15 protein-coding genes are annotated in these 15,147 nt (G+C 74.6%); 2 read left to right on the forward strand and 13 right to left on the reverse strand.

Annotated features, from left to right (window positions below; all coding sequences use genetic code 11):
• Positions 1–2: 2 nt before the first annotated feature.
• Complete coding sequence (hisI, locus tag ACZ6C6_RS01295) at positions 3–386, reverse strand: phosphoribosyl-AMP cyclohydrolase (protein ID WP_328899720.1); 384 nt, start codon at positions 384–386, stop codon at positions 3–5.
• An 85-nt stretch (positions 387–471) separates the two neighbouring features.
• On the opposite strand from hisI, the gene ACZ6C6_RS01300 reads away from it, so the two are divergent.
• Positions 472–1,104 carry a TIGR03085 family metal-binding protein gene (locus ACZ6C6_RS01300; RefSeq protein WP_164404222.1) on the forward strand — a complete coding sequence of 211 codons (633 nt, stop codon included), beginning with the start codon at positions 472–474 and terminating at the stop codon, positions 1,102–1,104.
• Between the two features lie 16 nt (positions 1,105–1,120).
• On the opposite strand, the gene ACZ6C6_RS01305 is transcribed toward ACZ6C6_RS01300, so the two are convergent.
• The 12 genes from ACZ6C6_RS01305 to hisD form a co-directional block, all read right to left on the reverse strand.
• A complete protein-coding gene (locus tag ACZ6C6_RS01305) occupies positions 1,121–2,374 on the reverse strand; it encodes an MFS transporter (RefSeq protein ID WP_469197896.1) in 1,254 nt (417 codons plus the stop codon).
• A gap of 25 nt (positions 2,375–2,399) precedes the next feature.
• Complete coding sequence (locus tag ACZ6C6_RS01310; protein WP_469197899.1) at positions 2,400–2,987, reverse strand: ArsR/SmtB family transcription factor; 588 nt, start codon at positions 2,985–2,987, stop codon at positions 2,400–2,402.
• 88 nt (positions 2,988–3,075) lie between these two features.
• On the reverse strand, positions 3,076–4,365 hold the full coding sequence (locus ACZ6C6_RS01315; protein WP_469197901.1) for a PucR family transcriptional regulator: 1,290 nt from the start codon (positions 4,363–4,365) through the stop codon (positions 3,076–3,078).
• Between the two features lie 177 nt (positions 4,366–4,542).
• Entirely contained in the window at positions 4,543–7,335 is a 2,793-nt protein-coding gene (locus tag ACZ6C6_RS01320; protein WP_469197903.1) for a helix-turn-helix transcriptional regulator, read from the reverse strand.
• Between the two features lie 100 nt (positions 7,336–7,435).
• Positions 7,436–8,191, reverse strand: coding sequence for an imidazole glycerol phosphate synthase subunit HisF (gene hisF / locus ACZ6C6_RS01325; RefSeq protein WP_073968225.1), 756 nt, complete (start codon positions 8,189–8,191; stop codon positions 7,436–7,438).
• Positions 8,188–8,592: a RidA family protein gene (locus tag ACZ6C6_RS01330; protein ID WP_469197905.1), complete on the reverse strand. Its 405-nt coding sequence runs from the start codon at positions 8,590–8,592 to the stop codon at positions 8,188–8,190. Before ACZ6C6_RS01330 ends, hisF begins: the two co-directional genes overlap by 4 nt.
• On the reverse strand, positions 8,589–9,314 hold the full coding sequence (gene priA / locus ACZ6C6_RS01335; RefSeq protein WP_383298465.1) for a bifunctional 1-(5-phosphoribosyl)-5-((5-phosphoribosylamino)methylideneamino)imidazole-4-carboxamide isomerase/phosphoribosylanthranilate isomerase PriA: 726 nt from the start codon (positions 9,312–9,314) through the stop codon (positions 8,589–8,591). The genes ACZ6C6_RS01330 and priA overlap by 4 nt, the downstream gene beginning before the upstream one ends.
• Positions 9,314–9,955 (reverse strand): imidazole glycerol phosphate synthase subunit HisH, encoded by a 642-nt coding sequence (gene hisH, locus ACZ6C6_RS01340; protein WP_073968222.1) that lies wholly within the window; start codon positions 9,953–9,955, stop codon positions 9,314–9,316. The genes priA and hisH overlap by 1 nt, the downstream gene beginning before the upstream one ends.
• 17 nt (positions 9,956–9,972) lie before the next feature.
• Positions 9,973–10,140 (reverse strand): hypothetical protein, encoded by a 168-nt coding sequence (locus tag ACZ6C6_RS01345; RefSeq protein ID WP_018104487.1) that lies wholly within the window; start codon positions 10,138–10,140, stop codon positions 9,973–9,975.
• Positions 10,137–10,733, reverse strand: coding sequence for an imidazoleglycerol-phosphate dehydratase HisB (gene hisB / locus ACZ6C6_RS01350; RefSeq protein ID WP_365685100.1), 597 nt, complete (start codon positions 10,731–10,733; stop codon positions 10,137–10,139). Before hisB ends, ACZ6C6_RS01345 begins: the two co-directional genes overlap by 4 nt.
• Complete coding sequence (locus ACZ6C6_RS01355) at positions 10,730–11,866, reverse strand: histidinol-phosphate transaminase (protein ID WP_469197908.1); 1,137 nt, start codon at positions 11,864–11,866, stop codon at positions 10,730–10,732. Before ACZ6C6_RS01355 ends, hisB begins: the two co-directional genes overlap by 4 nt.
• Positions 11,863–13,185, reverse strand: coding sequence for a histidinol dehydrogenase (gene hisD / locus ACZ6C6_RS01360; protein ID WP_469197910.1), 1,323 nt, complete (start codon positions 13,183–13,185; stop codon positions 11,863–11,865). The genes ACZ6C6_RS01355 and hisD overlap by 4 nt, the downstream gene beginning before the upstream one ends.
• Positions 13,186–13,331: 146 nt before the next feature.
• On the opposite strand from hisD, the gene ACZ6C6_RS01365 reads away from it, so the two are divergent.
• On the forward strand, positions 13,332–14,933 hold the full coding sequence (locus ACZ6C6_RS01365) for an oxidoreductase (protein WP_469197912.1): 1,602 nt from the start codon (positions 13,332–13,334) through the stop codon (positions 14,931–14,933).
• Positions 14,934–15,147 lie beyond the last annotated feature (214 nt).

The following is a 15,147-nucleotide window of genomic DNA, read 5'->3' on the forward strand; positions in this document are numbered from 1 at the left end:
CCTTACTGGCCGAGGAACAGCGTGTCGGCGTCGAAGCAGGTGCGGTCGCCGGTGTGGCAGGCGGCGCCGGTCTGGTCGACCTTGACGAGGACGGTGTCGGCGTCGCAGTCCAGGGCGACGGACTTGACGAGCTGGATGTGGCCCGAGGTGTCGCCCTTGACCCAGTACTCCTGGCGGCTGCGGGACCAGTAGGTGCAGCGGCCGGTGGTGAGGGTGCGGTGCAGCGCCTCGTCGTCCATCCAGCCCAGCATCAGCACCTCGCCGGTGTCGTACTGCTGGGCGACGGCCGGGACCAGCCCGTCGGCACCGCGCTTGAGGCGGGCGGCGATGGCGGGGTCGAGGTCGCTGGCGGTCCTGGGGGTGCCGGGCGGGGGCGTGCTGCTCATGGGCCCCATTGTGCCGTGGTGGCGCGGGGTGTCCGGGCGGGCGTCCACTGGGCGGACGGGGGACGGCGGTCGTACGCTGGCGGGCATGTCGACCCATGCGAAGCGCGAACGTCTTCTGCTCGCCGACCTGTTGGAGGCGGCGGGTCCGCAGGCCCCGACCCTGTGCCAGGGCTGGACGGCCCGTGATCTCGCCGCCCATGTGGTGGTGCGGGAGCGGCGCCCGGACGCGGCGGCCGGGATCGTCATCGGTCCGCTGAAGAGCCGCCGGGACCGGGTCATGGCCGAGTTCACCGAGAAGCCGTACGAGGAGCTGATCCAGCTCATCCGGACCGGCCCACCCCGGATGTCCCCGTTCGGCCTGAAGCAGCTGGACGAGGCGGCGAACACGGTGGAGTTCTACATCCACACGGAGGACGTGCGCCGGGCACAGCCCGACTGGACGCCCCGTGAGCTGGACCCGGTCTTCGCGGACGTGCTGTGGGCGCGTACGGAGAAGGCGGCGCGGATGCTGGGCCGGAAGGCGCCCGTGGGCCTGGTGCTGCGCCGCCCGGACGGGCAGACCGCGGTGGCGCACCGGGGGACGCCGGTGGTGACGGTGACCGGGGAGCCGGGCGAGCTGCTGCTGTTCGCGTTCGGGCGGCAGGACGCGGCGCGGGTGGAGCTGGAGGGCGAGCCGGAGGCGATCGGCCGGGTGACGACGGCGAAGCTCGGCATGTGACCCGCGTACGCCCCGGTCAGCGCGGGAGCTCCGCCCGGCGGAGCGGGGCGAGGACGAGGCCGGTGGCCGCTCCGGCGGCGCACAGGGCGGCGCTGGCGACGAAGACCGGGCCGGTGCCCCAGAGAGCGACGGCGGCGCCGGTGACGGGGTAGCTGAGCGGCGCGAGGGCGTGCGTGAAGAGCGTGGAGACCGAGGTGACGCGGCCCAGGTAGGCCGGATCGGTGACGGTCTGCGTGAGCGCGCCGCACAGCGAGCCGCCGAGGCCGACGAAGAGCCCGACGAGGACCGCGACGGTCGCGGCGAGCGGTACGGAGGGCACGTACGCCAGGGCCGCGATGGCGACCGCCCCGACGAGGACGGTCAGGCACATGACCAGTCCGGCCCTGGGGACGCGGCCGCGTACGGCGAGGAGGAGTGCGGAGGCGCCCGCGCCGGCGCCGAAGGCGGCGACGACCCAGCCCATGCCGGAGGCGCCCCAGCCGCGTTCGTCGCTGAGCAGGATCAGGCCGAGGTTGAGGGGGCCGACGAAGCCGAGTTCGGTGACGGCGACGACGAGCATCAAGGGCCCGAGGACCGGGTGGCGGCGGATGTGACGCAGCCCGTCGGCCAGTTCGTGCCAGGCAGTGCCGGTGGGCGTGGGCGCGGCCGTCTCCGGTGCGGGCAGCGCGCGGATGCGTACGGCCAGCAGGAGCGGGAGCGACACGGCGAAGAGGACCCCGGCCGCGGCGAAGGCGAGGACCGGGCCGCCGAGGGCGACGGCGACTCCGCCGAGCGGGGCGCCGACGACGTTGGCGGTACGGGCGGCGAGGCCGCGCATGCCCTGGACGCGGGCGAGCTGGGAGGCGGCGGTGATCCGGGGCGGCAGGGCGCCGACGGCGGGCAGGAAGAGGGCGTCGACGGCGCCGAAGACGAGCGCGACGGCGATCAGCATCCACACCGTGGGCGCGGTGAGCAGCAGGGTCCCGGCGAGGCCGAGGATGACCAGGCAGCGGGCGGTGTCGCTGGCGACGACCACGCGGCGCGGGCCGAGCCGGTCGGCGAGCACTCCCCCGCCGAGCAGGAGCACGGCCCGGGGTATGGAGCCCGCGGCGAGCACCAGTCCGGTCTGCGAGGCGCTGCCGGTGCGGGCGGCGGCCCAGGCGAGGGCCATGTAGTAGACGCTGTCGCCGATCATGGACGCGGTGTACGCGCCGAGCCAGCGCAGGACGTTGCCGTCGCGGTGGGCCGGGCGGGCGGGGGCTCCGGCGGGGGCCGGCAGGGTGGCGGTCACGGTCTCGTCCTCTCGGAGGGCCGGGTCAGGTGCGGAACGGGAAGCCGTACACGTGGAGCGCGACGTTCTCGCGGTTCCCGCTGTCCCCGGCCTCTTCGCGGGTGCGGCCCTGCTGCTCGTAGCGCTTGATGAGGTCGTTCATCTCGGAGGCGAGTGCGGCGAGCTCCTCGGCGGTCAGCCGGGCGAGGTATTCGGAGCTGAAGGAGGCGCGGCGCCACTCGGGGGACCAGGTGCGGTTCGCGTCGAGGTGGCGGCGGTACATCTCGACGTGCTGGTCGAAGGAGAGCCGGGTGACGGCGGAGTGGGTCGCGGCCTTCTCGGGCGCGTCGCTGAAGTCCTCGTCGTGGAAGGTCAGCCCCTCCGACGCGGGCTGCCACCAGCGCTCGCGGCCGTCCCGGCCCTGCCGGTCCGCCTCCTCGATCAGGCCGTGGTCGGCGAGCTTGCGCAGGTGGTAGCTGACGAGTGAGACCGCCTCGTCGACCTGTTCGGCCAGCTGGGAGGCGGTGGCCTGCCGGGCGATGTAGAGGGCCCGGTAGAGCTTCATCCGCAGGGGGTGCCCGAATGCCTTGAGGGTGCCGAGGTCGGAGACCCGGCGTGATGCGTCGCGTGCCATGCCAGGAAGCGTAGATGCGAAAGAAACGTTGCGCAATATTTGTTGCGAAAGAAAAGCTGCGCATCCGGCGCCCTGGACCGCGCCCCGCTCAGTCCGCCAGCAGGCGACGGGCCGCGAGTGCCAGGGAGACTTCGGTGGCGTCCGAAGGGCGGGTCAGACAGCGGCCGGTGAGCTGTTCGAAGCGGCGGAGGCGGTTGAGGACGGTGTTGCGGTGGCAGTAGAGGCGGGCGCCCGCCCGGGGCGCCGAGCCGTCCGCGTCGAACCACGCGGTGAGCGTTTCGATGAGCACATCCCGGTCGGCCGCGTCCAGCCGGTCCAGCGGGCCCAGCACCCGGTCGGCGAGGGCCGCGCCGAGCACCGGGGACGAGACGACCAGGGCGGCGGGCAGGTGCGCGTCGAGCAGGACGGTCCCGCCGTCCGCCGGGCAGGCCCGCAGCGCCGTGTCCGCGAGGCGCCGGGCGTCCCCGACCGCGGCCAGCCCGTCCACCGCCGAACCGATGCCGGCCCGGGCCCCGGGCGGCACGCGCAGACCGGCGGCCAGCGCGGCGAGGGCGTCCGCCGGGTCCGTGCCGTCGGCCCGGCCCAGCGACAGGACGGCGTACTCCGCCTCGGCCCCCGTGTGCCACACGGCGTCCGTGCCGGCGGGCAGCTCCAGGGGCGGGTGCGCCGCGCCGTGCGGGGAGCGGCGGGCGTCGCGCAGCGCGAGCACGGCGTACCGGCCGTCCTCCGGCAGGCCGAGGGCCGCCGCCGTGTCCGGGAGGTCGGCGATCTGGGCGGTGCCGTCGAGCAGCGCGGCCGTCATCAGACGGTGCCGGTTCTCCCGGCGCCAGGCGAGTCGGCGCTCCGCCCTGCGATAGGCGTCGGCGACGAGCCCGCAGTGCTCGTCCACGAAGTTCCAGACGTCCGCGGCGACATGGACCAGCAGCCGGATGTCCTCGGGGTGGCGGCGGGCGGTCTCGTCCACCAGGTCCTGCCAGACCATCGCCCCGCCCATCCGGAACGCGTGCAGGACCGCGTCCAACGGCACCCCCTGCTCGGCCCGGACCTCCCCGATCCGCCGCGAGGTGCGGTGCGCGGCCTCCCGGAACTCGCGGGGCTGGATGAGCGAGCCGACGTTGTGCCGCAGCGACTGGTGCACCTCCTGCCAGATCTCCGCCGGGTCGGCCTCGATCGCCGCACGGTAGCCGGGCTCCCGCTCCCGCAGCGCCTCCACCATCCGGTCCGTCAGCTCCGGGAGCGCCGCCACCAGCACCCGGGCGGCCCGGTGCAGGACGGCGACGGCCTCGCGGTCGGCCAGCGACCGGAAGCGGCGCGGGAGCGGGGCGACGGGCGGCGGCGCGTGCAGCGCCCTGACCCGTGAACGTACGACCTGTGGCATGGCGGCCTCCACCGGGATTCGGCCGGCTCGCTGAACGGCCGGCTCCGGCACGCCCCGCCCAGGACAGGGCCGCGGGCGCAGCGAATGATCCTGACGCCCGCAGAATGACATACCGCCCAGTCGGTACCTAGAGGTGTGCGGCCTCCTTCTCATCACGGTCCGGCAACTCCGGTGGTCTCAGCGCCCGTTCCCCAGCAGCCCGGCCAGCTCCGTCCGCGAGCGCACGCCCAGCGCGGCGAAGACGTTGCGCAGGTGGTGGTCGACGGTCCGGGTGCTCACCGAGAGCCGCCGCGCGACCTCCCGGTTGGTGGCCCCCTCGGCCACGCAGCGGGCGATCCGGGCCTGTTGCGGGGTGAGCCCGGCCAGCGGCGCGGCCGCCCCGGCAGGCTGCGGGGCCTCCACCGCCGCGCCGGCGGCCCGGAGTTCGCCGCTCGCCCGGGCCGCCCAGGCCGGGGCCCCGCACCGCTCGAACCCGACGAGGGCGTCCCGCAACGGCTCGCGGGCCTCACGGGTACGGCGCCGCCTGCGCAGCCAGGACCCGAACAGCAGCCGGGTCCTGGCCTGCTCGAAATCGCCACCGGCCCGGTCGTGATGGGCCAGCGCCTCCCCGTACCGCCCGGCAGCCTCGCTCTCCGGCGCCAGCAGGGCCCGGCAGCGGGCGAGTTGGGCGGGGACCTGGGGGTCCGTGGTGCGCGTCGCCCACACGGCGAACTCCGCCACCGCCCCGGCCACCGGGTCCGCTTCCCCGCCCCGGGCGGCCCGCCCGGCCAGGACGGACGCCTCGACGTAGCAGGGCACGGCGAGCATCCGGGTGGCGAAGTGGCCGCGCCGGGGCCCGGGCCGGACGAGCGGGTCGAGCCGCGCCGCCGCCTCCGCCGGGCGCCCGGCCGCCAGATCGGCCCGGGCGAGCGCCCAGGTGGCCAGGGTCTCCGCCTGGACGAGCCCGTGCGGCGCGGCGCCCGCCAGCGCGGCTCCGGCGTGCGCCGCGCACTCCCGCGCGCCGCTCTCCACCGAGGCCGCGAGGGCGAGTACGGCGTGCAGGTGGGCGGCGGTGTTGGGGCGCCCGGTACGGCGGGCCGCGCGCAGGCCGTCCAGCGCGTGGGCGCGGGCCCGGGCGTGCCGCCCGGCGCGCAGCTCCGCGTAGGCCAGCTGTTCCAGCACCTGCGGCAGCAGTGCGTCGGCGCCGCTCGCTCGTACGGCGGCGAGGGCACGGACCCCGGCCCGGCAGGCGGCGTCGAGGTCGCCGAGCACGAGTCCGGCCGCCCCGGCCCGCATCAGCGCCCCCGGGTCGCGGGCGCCGGAGTCGAGACAGCGGCGCAGCAGCAGGTGCCCCGCACCGATCCGCCCGCGCAGCACGGCGCACATCCCGTCCCGGTAGTGGGCCAGGTCCCGGTCGGCGGCGTCCTCGGGGATCCGGGTCAGCGCGTCGAGGTAGCCGAGGGCGTCGCCCGCCGCCCAGGCGGCCTCGGCGGCCCCGAGCAGGGCGTCCCGGGCGCTCCCGGGGTCGTGCGGGGCGAGCAGGGCGGCGGCGGTGAGCAGGGTCTCGTGGGCGTCGGGGGCGGGCCCGTCGGCGAGGGCGAGCAGGCCGCGTGTGCGGTGGGCGGCACCGTGGCCGGGTCCGGCGGCCGCCCGTGCCAGCAGGGCGCGGGCCCGCCCCGGATCCCCCGCGAGCCGGTGCTGCTCGGCCGCCGCGGCGAACCGGGCGGACCTGGGGCCCGTCGTGTGGATCGGGCCGGGCTCGCGGGGTCCGGCCGGATCCGGACGGCAGGCCCTGTCCGCCTCATCCGGGGTCAGCGCGGCCGCGTGGGCGAGGGCGGTCGCGCGGTCGGCGTGCGGGCGGGGCGGGGCGGCGGCGGCCTCCAGGGCGGCGGCGAGCGCGGCGTCGGGGCCGGGGGACGCACAGGCCCGCTGGACGCGGGCGGCGAACCCGGATCCGAGGAGCCCGGCGAGCAGGGCGTGCGCCGCGCGGCGGCGGTCCGGGGGCGCCCGGTGCAGGAGGGCGCGGCGCATCAGGGGCTCCCGGAAGTGGACGCGGTCGCCGGCCCGTTGGAGCGCACCCGCCGTACCGCCCGGACTGTGCAGGGCGAGGTCGGTCGCGGCGGGCGGGACGGCGGCCGAGGCGGCGGCGCGGCGTACGAGGGCGAGGTCCGCCCCCGCGCCCTCGGGCTCGTGCGCGTGGGCGGCGGCCGCGATGAGGAGCAGGGTCCGGGTGGCGGCGGGGAGGTGGCCGACGCGGTCGGCGTGGGCGGCCAGGACCTCCTCGCCGCCGGGCAGCGGATGGGGCAACGGGGACCGCCCGGCGAGCTGGCCGGGGGTGAGGCGGGCGGTGAGACCGGTGAGCAGCCCGGGGTTCCCGGCCGCCTCCCGGAGCAGTTCGCCCTGCACCACCGGGTCGGCCGGGTCCGCCCCGGTGAGCCGGTCCAGGAGCGCGGCGGCCGCTTCGTCGTCCAGGGGGCCCGGGCGGAGGGCGGGCAGCCCGGCGAGACCGGTCCCGTCCCCGGTGGCGATCAGCACGGCGACCGGGGTGCCCGGTCCGAGCCGGCGGGCGGCGAAGGCGAGGGCGGCACGGGAGTCGGGGTCCCAGAGGTGGGCGTCGTCCACGCACACGAGGAGCGGCCGCCCGCCGCCGGTCCGCCGGAGCAGGGCGAGGAGGCCTTCGTGCGGCACGGGCCCGCCGGGCGCGGGGCCCGCGGCGGACAGCAGCGCGTGCAGCCCGCTGTACGGGACCCACCGTTCGCCGGGGGCGGCGACGATGTGGAGGACGGGTCCCGCGCCCCGGTCGCGGTGCGCGGCGACGGCGTGGGCCAGGAGGGCCGTGCGGCCCGAGCCGGGCGGGGCCGTGAGGACCAGCGCGCCGCCATCACCGTACTGAAGGCGCGTCAGAAGGGCGTCCAGAGCGGAGAGTTCACCGCTGCGGCCGTACAGCCGGAGCGGACTGTGCACGGTCGTGGGGGAAGTCACGCCCGGCACACTAGGCCCGCGGGCCGGGGCCGGGAAGACGCCCGTACGAGAGCGGGGCGCCCTCCCAGGGAAGGACGCCCCATGTCTGTGCACGCGCACAGCCGGCCGGTCAGCGCACCGGGTGCCCGGCCTCCGCCAGCGCGCCCTTGACCTCGGAGATGCGCAGGTCGCCGAAGTGGAAGACGGACGCGGCCAGGACCGCGTCGGCCCCGGCGTCGATGGCCGGCGCGAAGTCCGCGAGCCGGCCGGCGCCGCCGGAGGCGATGACGGGGACGCGGACGTGCTTGCGGACGGCGGCGATCATCTCGGTGTCGTAGCCGTCCTTCGTGCCGTCGGCGTCCATCGAGTTGAGCAGGATCTCACCGGCGCCGAGCTCCGCAGCCCGGTGGGCCCACTCGACGGCGTCGATGCCGGTGCCCCGGCGGCCGCCGTGCGTGGTGACCTCGAACGTGCCCTCGGGGGTGCGCCGGGCGTCCACCGAGAGCACCAGGACCTGGCGGCCGAAGCGCTCGGCGATCTCCCGGATCAGCTCCGGCCGGGCGATGGCCGCCGTGTTGACGCCGACCTTGTCCGCGCCGGCCCGGAGCAGCTTGTCGACGTCGTCCGGGGTGCGGACGCCGCCGCCGACGGTGAGCGGGATGAAGACCTGCTCGGCGGTGCGGCGCACCACGTCGTAGGTGGTCTCCCGGTCGCCGCTGGACGCGGTGATGTCCAGGAAGGTCAGCTCGTCGGCGCCCTCGGCGTCGTACAGCTTCGCCATCTCGACGGGGTCGCCCGCGTCCCGCAGGTTCTGGAAGTTGACGCCCTTGACGACCCGCCCGTTGTCCACGTCGAGGCAGGGGATGACGCGTACCGCGAGGCTCATCGCGCACCCGCCCGGTACGCCTCGACCTCGACCTCGACGACGAGGCTCGGGTCGACGAAGCCGGAGACCACGATCATGGTGGCGGCGGGGCGCACGGCGTCGAACAGCTCCTTGTGGGCGCGGCCGACCTCGTCGGTGTCCCGGGCGTGCATGACGTACATCCGGGTGCGGACGACGTCCTCGCGGCCGAGGCCCAGCTCCTTCAGCGCCTCGAAGGCGACGTTGAAGGCGGTGACCGTCTGCTCGTACGGGCCGCCCGCGGCGATCTCGCCGCCCACCACCGACGTACAGCCGGAGACGAGCACCGTGCCGTTCGGCAGTTCGACGGCGCGGGAGTAGCCGAACTTCTCCTCCCAGGGGGCGCCGGAGGAGACGCGGCGCACGGATGCGGATTCGGTCATGCGGAGACCGCCTCCAGCGCCTCTTCGAGGGTGAACGCCTTCGCGTACAGGGCCTTGCCGACGATCGCGCCCTCGACGCCCGCCGGGACCAGCGAGGCGATGGCGCGCAGGTCGTCCAGCGAGGAGACGCCGCCGGAGGCGACGACGGGCTTGTCGGTGGCGGCGCAGACGTTCTTCAGGAGCTCCAGGTTGGGGCCCTGGAGCGTGCCGTCCTTGGCGATGTCGGTGACGACGTAGCGGGCGCAGCCCTCGGAGTCGAGGCGGGCCAGCGTCTCGTAGAGGTCGCCGCCGTCGCGGGTCCAGCCCCGGCCGCGCAGCGTGGTGCCGCGTACGTCGAGGCCGACGGCGATCTTGTCGCCGTGCTCGGCGATGACCTTGGCGACCCACTCGGGGGTCTCCAGGGCGGCGGTGCCGAGGTTGACCCGGCGGCAGCCGGTGGCGAGGGCGGCGGCGAGCGAGGCGTCGTCGCGGATGCCGCCGGACAGCTCGACCTTGATGTCCATGGCCCCGGCGACCTCGGCGATGAGGCTCCGGTTGTCGCCGGTGCCGAAGGCGGCGTCCAGGTCGACCAGGTGCAGCCACTCGGCGCCGGCGCGCTGCCAGGCGAGTGCGGCCTCCAGCGGGGAGCCGTAGGAGGTCTCGGAGCCGGACTCGCCGTGCACCAGGCGGACCGCCTGGCCGTCGCGGACGTCTACGGCGGGGAGCAGTTCAAGCTTCGGCATTACAGCGTCTCGATCCAGTTGGTCAGCAGCTGGGCGCCGGCATCGCCGGACTTCTCGGGGTGGAACTGGGTGGCCCACAGCGCGCCGTTCTCCACGGCCGCCACGAACCGTTCGCCGTGCGTGGCCCAGGTGACCCTGGGGGCACGGATCTTCGGGTTGGTGACTTCGAGGTCCCAGTCGTGCGCCGCGTACGAGTGCACGAAGTAGTACCGGGCATCGGCGTCGAGTCCGGCGAACAGCTGGGAGTCCTCGGGGGCTTCGACGGTGTTCCAGCCCATGTGCGGGACCACGTCGGCCTTCAGCGGGCCGACCGTGCCGGGCCACTCGTCCAGACCCTCGGTCTCCACACCGTGCTCGATGCCGCGCTCGAACAGGATCTGCATGCCGACGCAGATGCCCATGACGGGGCGTCCGCCGGCCAGCCTGCGGCCGATGACCCACTCGCCGCGGGCCTTCTTCAGGCCCTCCATGCACGCCGAGAACGCGCCGACGCCGGGCACGAGCAGCCCGTCCGCGTTCATCGCGGCGTCGAAGTCGCGGGTGATCTCGACGTCCGCGCCGACGTGGGCGAGGGCGCGCTCGGCGGAACGGACGTTGCCGAAGCCGTAGTCGAAGACGACGACCTTCTTCTTCGTATCCACGTGTCGCTCGTCGCTTCCTAGTCCCAGAGACCTTGAATGCGCAGGACGCCCGCCACCAGACACATCAGCGATGCGATGGAGAGCAGGACGATGACGCCCTTGGGCATGCCCTGCTTGGAGAAGGAGTAGACCCCGCCGGCCAGGAACAGGCCGACCAGGATGAGGATGGTGTTGAGGCCGGTCACAGGGCGCCCTTCGTGGAAGGGAGGATTCCGGCCGCGCGCGGGTCGTGCTCGCTGGCGTAGCGCAGGGCGCGGGCGAGCGCCTTGAACTGGCACTCCACGATGTGGTGCGCGTTGCGCCCGTACGGGACGTGGACGTGCAGGGCGATCTGCGCCTGGGCGACGAACGACTCCAGGATGTGCCGGGTCATCGTCGTGTCGTAGGCGCCGATCATCGGCGCCATGTTCTCCGGCTCGGTGTGCACCAGGTAGGGGCGGCCGGAGAGGTCGACGGTGACCTGGGCGAGCGACTCGTCCAGCGGGACGGTGCAGTTGCCGAAGCGGTAGATGCCGACCTTGTCGCCGAGCGCCTGCTTGAAGGCGGCACCGAGCGCGAGGGCGGTGTCCTCGATGGTGTGGTGCGAGTCGATGTGCAGGTCGCCGTCGGTCTTGACGGTCAGGTCGAACAGACCGTGCCGACCGAGCTGGTCGAGCATGTGGTCGTAGAAGCCGACCCCGGTCGCGACGTCGACCTTGCCGGTGCCGTCGAGGTTGATCTCGACCAGCACGGACGTTTCCTTCGTGGTCCGTTCCACGCGGCCTGTGCGGGGGCTCATGCGTCGTGCTCCTTCTTGATTTCGCGCACCGCATCGAGGAACGCGTCGTTCTCTGCCGGGGTCCCCGCGGAGACCCGCAGCCATCCCGGTACGCCGTTGTCCCGGATCAGGACGCCCCGGTCGAGGATCTGCCGCCAGGCGGTGTGGCTGTCGGCGAAGCGGCCGAACTGGACGAAGTTGGCGTCCGAATCGGTGACGTCGAAGCCGAGACCGCGCAGCTCGCTGACGATCCGGTCGCGCTCGCTCTTGAGCTGCGCGACGTACCCGAGGAGCGTATCGGTGTGCTCCAGGGCGGCGAGCGCGGTGGCCTGGGTGACGGAGGAGAGGTGGTACGGCAGCCGGACCAGCTGCACCGCGTCGACCACGGCCGGGTCGGCGGCGAGGTAGCCGAGACGGAGCCCGGCCGCGCCGAACGCCTTCGACATGGTGCGCGAGAGGACCAGGTGGCGGCGGCCCTCGATCAGCGGCAGCAGCGAGGGGTGGTGGCTGAATTCGCCGTACGCCTCGTCCACGACGACCATCGAAGGACCCACGGCCTGCGCGGCCTCGTACAGCGCGAGGACGGTGTCGGCGTCGACGGCGGTGCCGGTGGGGTTGTTGGGCGAGGTGATGAAGACGACGTCGGGGCGGCGCTCGGCGATGACGGCGCGGGCGGCGTCCACGTCGATGGTGAAGTCCTCGTTGCGCGGCCCGGAGATCCAGCCGGTGCCGGTGCCGCGCGAGATGAGGGCGTGCATCGAGTACGAGGGCTCGAAGCCGATCGCGGTGCGGCCGGGCCCGCCGAAGGTCTGGAGCAGCTGCTGGAGGACCTCGTTGGAGCCGTTGGCGGCCCAGACGTTGGCGGCCTCGACGCGGTGCCCGGCGGTGCGGGTGAGGTAGCGGGCGAGCTCGGTGCGCAGCTCGACGGCGTCCCGGTCGGGGTAGCGGTTGAGGTCGCGGGCGGCCTCGCGGACCCGTTCGGCGATGCGGTCGACCAGGGCTTCGGGCAGCGGGTAGGGGTTCTCGTTGGTGTTGAGGCGTACCGGAACGTCGAGCTGGGGCGCGCCGTACGGGGTCTGGCCGCGCAGTTCGTCGCGGATGGGCAGGGCGTCCCAGGGGTTGGCCGTGGGGCCGCCCGCGTTGTTCTTCGTCACTGCTGGGGAACCTTCCACCCGAACCTGGCCTTGAGCGCGGCGCCGTGGGCGGGGAGGTCCTCCGCCTCGGCGAGGGTCACCACGTGGTGGGTGACCTCGGCGAGCGCGTCGCGCGTGTAGTCGACGATGTGGATGCCGCGCAGGAAGGACTGCACGGACAGGCCCGAGGAGTGGCAGGCGCAGCCGCCGGTGGGCAGCACGTGGTTGGAGCCCGCGCAGTAGTCGCCGAGCGAGACGGGCGACCAGGGGCCGACGAAGACCGCTCCGGCGTTGCGGACGCGGTCGGCGAGCGCGGCGGCGCCGGCGGTCTGGATCTCCAGGTGCTCGGCGGCGTAGGCGTTGACGACGGTGAGGCCGTCCTCCAGGTCGTTGACGAGGACGATCGCGGACTGCCGGCCGGCCAGGGCGGGCTGGATGCGCTCCTCGACGTGCTTGGTCGCGGCGACCTGGGTGACCAGCTCGGCCTCGGTGGCGGCGGCCAGCTCCTCGGAGTCGGTGACGAGGACGGCGGCGGCCATCGGGTCGTGCTCGGCCTGGCTGATCAGGTCGGCGGCGACGTGCACCGGGTCGGCGGTGGCGTCGGCCAGGATGGCGATCTCGGTGGGCCCGGCTTCGGCGTCGATGCCGATGCGGCCCTTGAGGAGGCGCTTGGCGGCGGCGACGTAGATGTTGCCGGGGCCGGTGACCAGGTCGACGGGCAGGCAGTCCTCGGTGCCGTACGCGAACATCGCGACGGCCTGGGCGCCGCCGGCCGCGTAGACCTCGTCCACGCCGAGGAGGGCGCAGGCGGCCAGGATCGTGGGGTGCGGCAGGCCGCCGAACTCCTTCTGGGGCGGCGAAGCGACGGCGAGGCCCGGGACACCCGCCTCCTGGGCCGGGACGACGTTCATCACGACGGAGGACGGGTAGACCGCGCGGCCGCCCGGCACGTAGAGCCCGACGCGGTCGACGGGCACCCACTTCTCGGTGACCGTGCCGCCGGGGACGACCTGGGTGGTGTGCGTCGTACGGCGCTGGGCGCGGTGGACGAGGCGGGCGCGGCGGATGGACTCGTCGAGGGCGGCACGGACGGCCGGGTCGAGCTCGTCCAGCGCCCGGGTGAGGGCGGCGGCGGGCACCCGGACCGCTTCCAGCCGGACGCCGTCGAACTTCTCCCCCCAGTCGATCACTGCCGCCGAGCCACGATGGCGTACGTCCTCGCAGATGGGCCGCACCGTCTCCAGGGCGGCTTCCACGTCGAACTCGGCACGGGGCAGCAGGTCGCGCAGGGCGCCACCCTCGGGGAGGGCATCGCCGCGCAGATCGATTCGAGAGATCACACCGCAATTCTCGCAGACCGCCGCGCGCGACCGGACGGCCGTATCACTGGCTGATACATGCCGGTGCTGTGACGGCTGACTATGTGCGTTCATTCCGTCACTCAGAGGGAATAACGCGATCACGCCTCCGAACGAAAGGGGCACCGGTGACGGAGCGGCACGACGATGATCTCCCGGACGGCCTCAGCGCGGCGGAGCTGGGCATGTGGCAGTCCTTCCGGAACGGCACCACCTACGACCTCCGGTCCCGCGACCGGGCCCGCGACGATCCGTTCGCCCCGCACGAGTGGGGCCCCGAGCGCAGCGTGGCGGCCCGGGTGGTCGCCCGCCTGCTGCTGAGCGGCCCGCCGGCCCGGCCGGGCCGGGTGACGGCGCTGAAGCTCTGGGGCATACGGATCACGGGGAAGCTGGACCTGTCGGGCGGGCGCGTCGATCCGTACGTGGAGCTGACCGGCTGCCGGTTCGACGAGGAGGTGGCGTTCCCGGAGTGCCACTTCACGACCCTGCGGCTGGTGGGGTGCGCGGTGCCCCGGTTCGACGCGGCCCGGCTGCGCACCGAGGGCGATCTGCATCTGCCGCGCTGCCGGGTGGAGCGCGGCATCCGGCTCACGGACGCCCAGATCGGCACGGATCTCCTCATCAACCAGATCGAGGCCGGTCCGGACCGGCAGGGGCGGGCGCTGCTCGGGGACGGGCTGGCGGTCGCCCAGGACCTCCAGGCCGAGATGGCCGACATGCTGGGCGAGCTGAGCCTGCGCGGGGCGAGGGTGGGCGGTTCGCTGAGCCTGCGCGGCAGCCGGCTGCGGGCGGCCCGGGGCCGTCGCGCGCTGAACGCCCCGCAGCTCAGCGTCGAGCGGACGCTGTACATGAGCGAGGCGTGGGTCAGCGTCGACACGGGGAACCAGGGCACCACTCCCCCGTACGGCATCGCCACGTCGCCGACCCCGGCGCACGGCACCCGCTCCCAGGTGTTCCGCTGCCGGGGCGGGGTGCGGCTGGACGACGGCAGGTTCGGTGACGCGGTGGACCTGCACAAGGCGGTCTTCGTGCTGGACACGCACGAGGAGCTGTCGCTGCGCCGGACGGTCACCCCGGAGCTGCGGTTCAACCCGGAGCGCCCGGTGCGCGGCCGGGTGGTACTCAACGGCGCGAAGGTCGTCACGCTGATCGACGTGTCGTCCAGCTGGCCGGGCCCGGGCGGGCTCGCGATGGGCGGCTTCGTGTACGAGAACCTCGTCCCGTACGGACACTTCCCGCTCTCCCGGCGCCTGGAGTGGGTGGCGGCGGCGACCCCGGAGTACGTGCCGGAGCCGTACGAGCGGCTGGCGGCGGTGCTCCGCAACTGCGGCGAGGACGCGGACGCCCGGGAGGTGCTGCTCGCCAAGCAGCGCCGCCGCCGCGAGACCCTGCCGCCGGCCGGGAAGCTGTGGGGCTACCTCCAGGACTGGACGGTGGCGTACGGATACCGGCCGGGGCGGGCCGCGGTGTGGATGGCGGTGCTGTGGGCGGCGGGCACGCTGGCGTTCTCGCGGTACGACCCGGCCTCGATCAAGGGCGCGGAGCATCCGCAGTGGAACGCGGCGCTGTACGCCCTGGATCTGCTCATCCCGGTGATCGATCTCGGCCAGCAGGGCTACTGGCGGCTGGAGGGCGGCTGGCAGTGGATGGCGGCCGGGCTGGTCCTGGTGGGGTGGATACTCGCCACCACGGTCGCGGCGGGCGCCTCCCGGCTGCTGCGCCGGGGCTGACCGCCGGACACCAGGGCAGCGGCGCCCCCCGGTGTCCGCAGGCCGCGCGGGACACCGCCTCCGCCCGGACGGACCACGGACCTTCTGCCCCTCGCCTACGAGAATCAGCCAGAATCCCCGGATTCCTTTACCGCTCCTTGACTGATGACCGGGCAACCCATCCACTCGGCACAAATGCTTCACAGCGCTCCCCTTGGCGCCGCCTCCACCTGCG

The organism is Streptomyces sp. NPDC041814, from assembly GCF_055590565.1.

Bases quoted from the DNA above. Each gene is read 5' to 3' on its own strand.
- priA (WP_383298465.1), bottom strand. From the start codon at position 9,314: ATGCCGAAGCTTGAACTGCTCCCCGCCGTAGACGTCCGCGACGGCCAG.
- hisF (WP_073968225.1), bottom strand. From the start codon at position 8,191: ATGAGCCTCGCGGTACGCGTCATCCCCTGCCTCGACGTGGACAACGGG.
- hisI (WP_328899720.1), bottom strand. From the start codon at position 386: ATGAGCAGCACGCCCCCGCCCGGCACCCCCAGGACCGCCAGCGACCTC.
- ACZ6C6_RS01310 (WP_469197899.1), bottom strand. From the start codon at position 2,987: ATGGCACGCGACGCATCACGCCGGGTCTCCGACCTCGGCACCCTCAAG.
- hisB (WP_365685100.1), bottom strand. From the start codon at position 10,733: ATGAGCCCCCGCACAGGCCGCGTGGAACGGACCACGAAGGAAACGTCC.
- ACZ6C6_RS01315 (WP_469197901.1), bottom strand. From the start codon at position 4,365: ATGCCACAGGTCGTACGTTCACGGGTCAGGGCGCTGCACGCGCCGCCG.
- ACZ6C6_RS01330 (WP_469197905.1), bottom strand. From the start codon at position 8,592: ATGACCGAATCCGCATCCGTGCGCCGCGTCTCCTCCGGCGCCCCCTGG.
- ACZ6C6_RS01300 (WP_164404222.1), top strand. From the start codon at position 472: ATGTCGACCCATGCGAAGCGCGAACGTCTTCTGCTCGCCGACCTGTTG.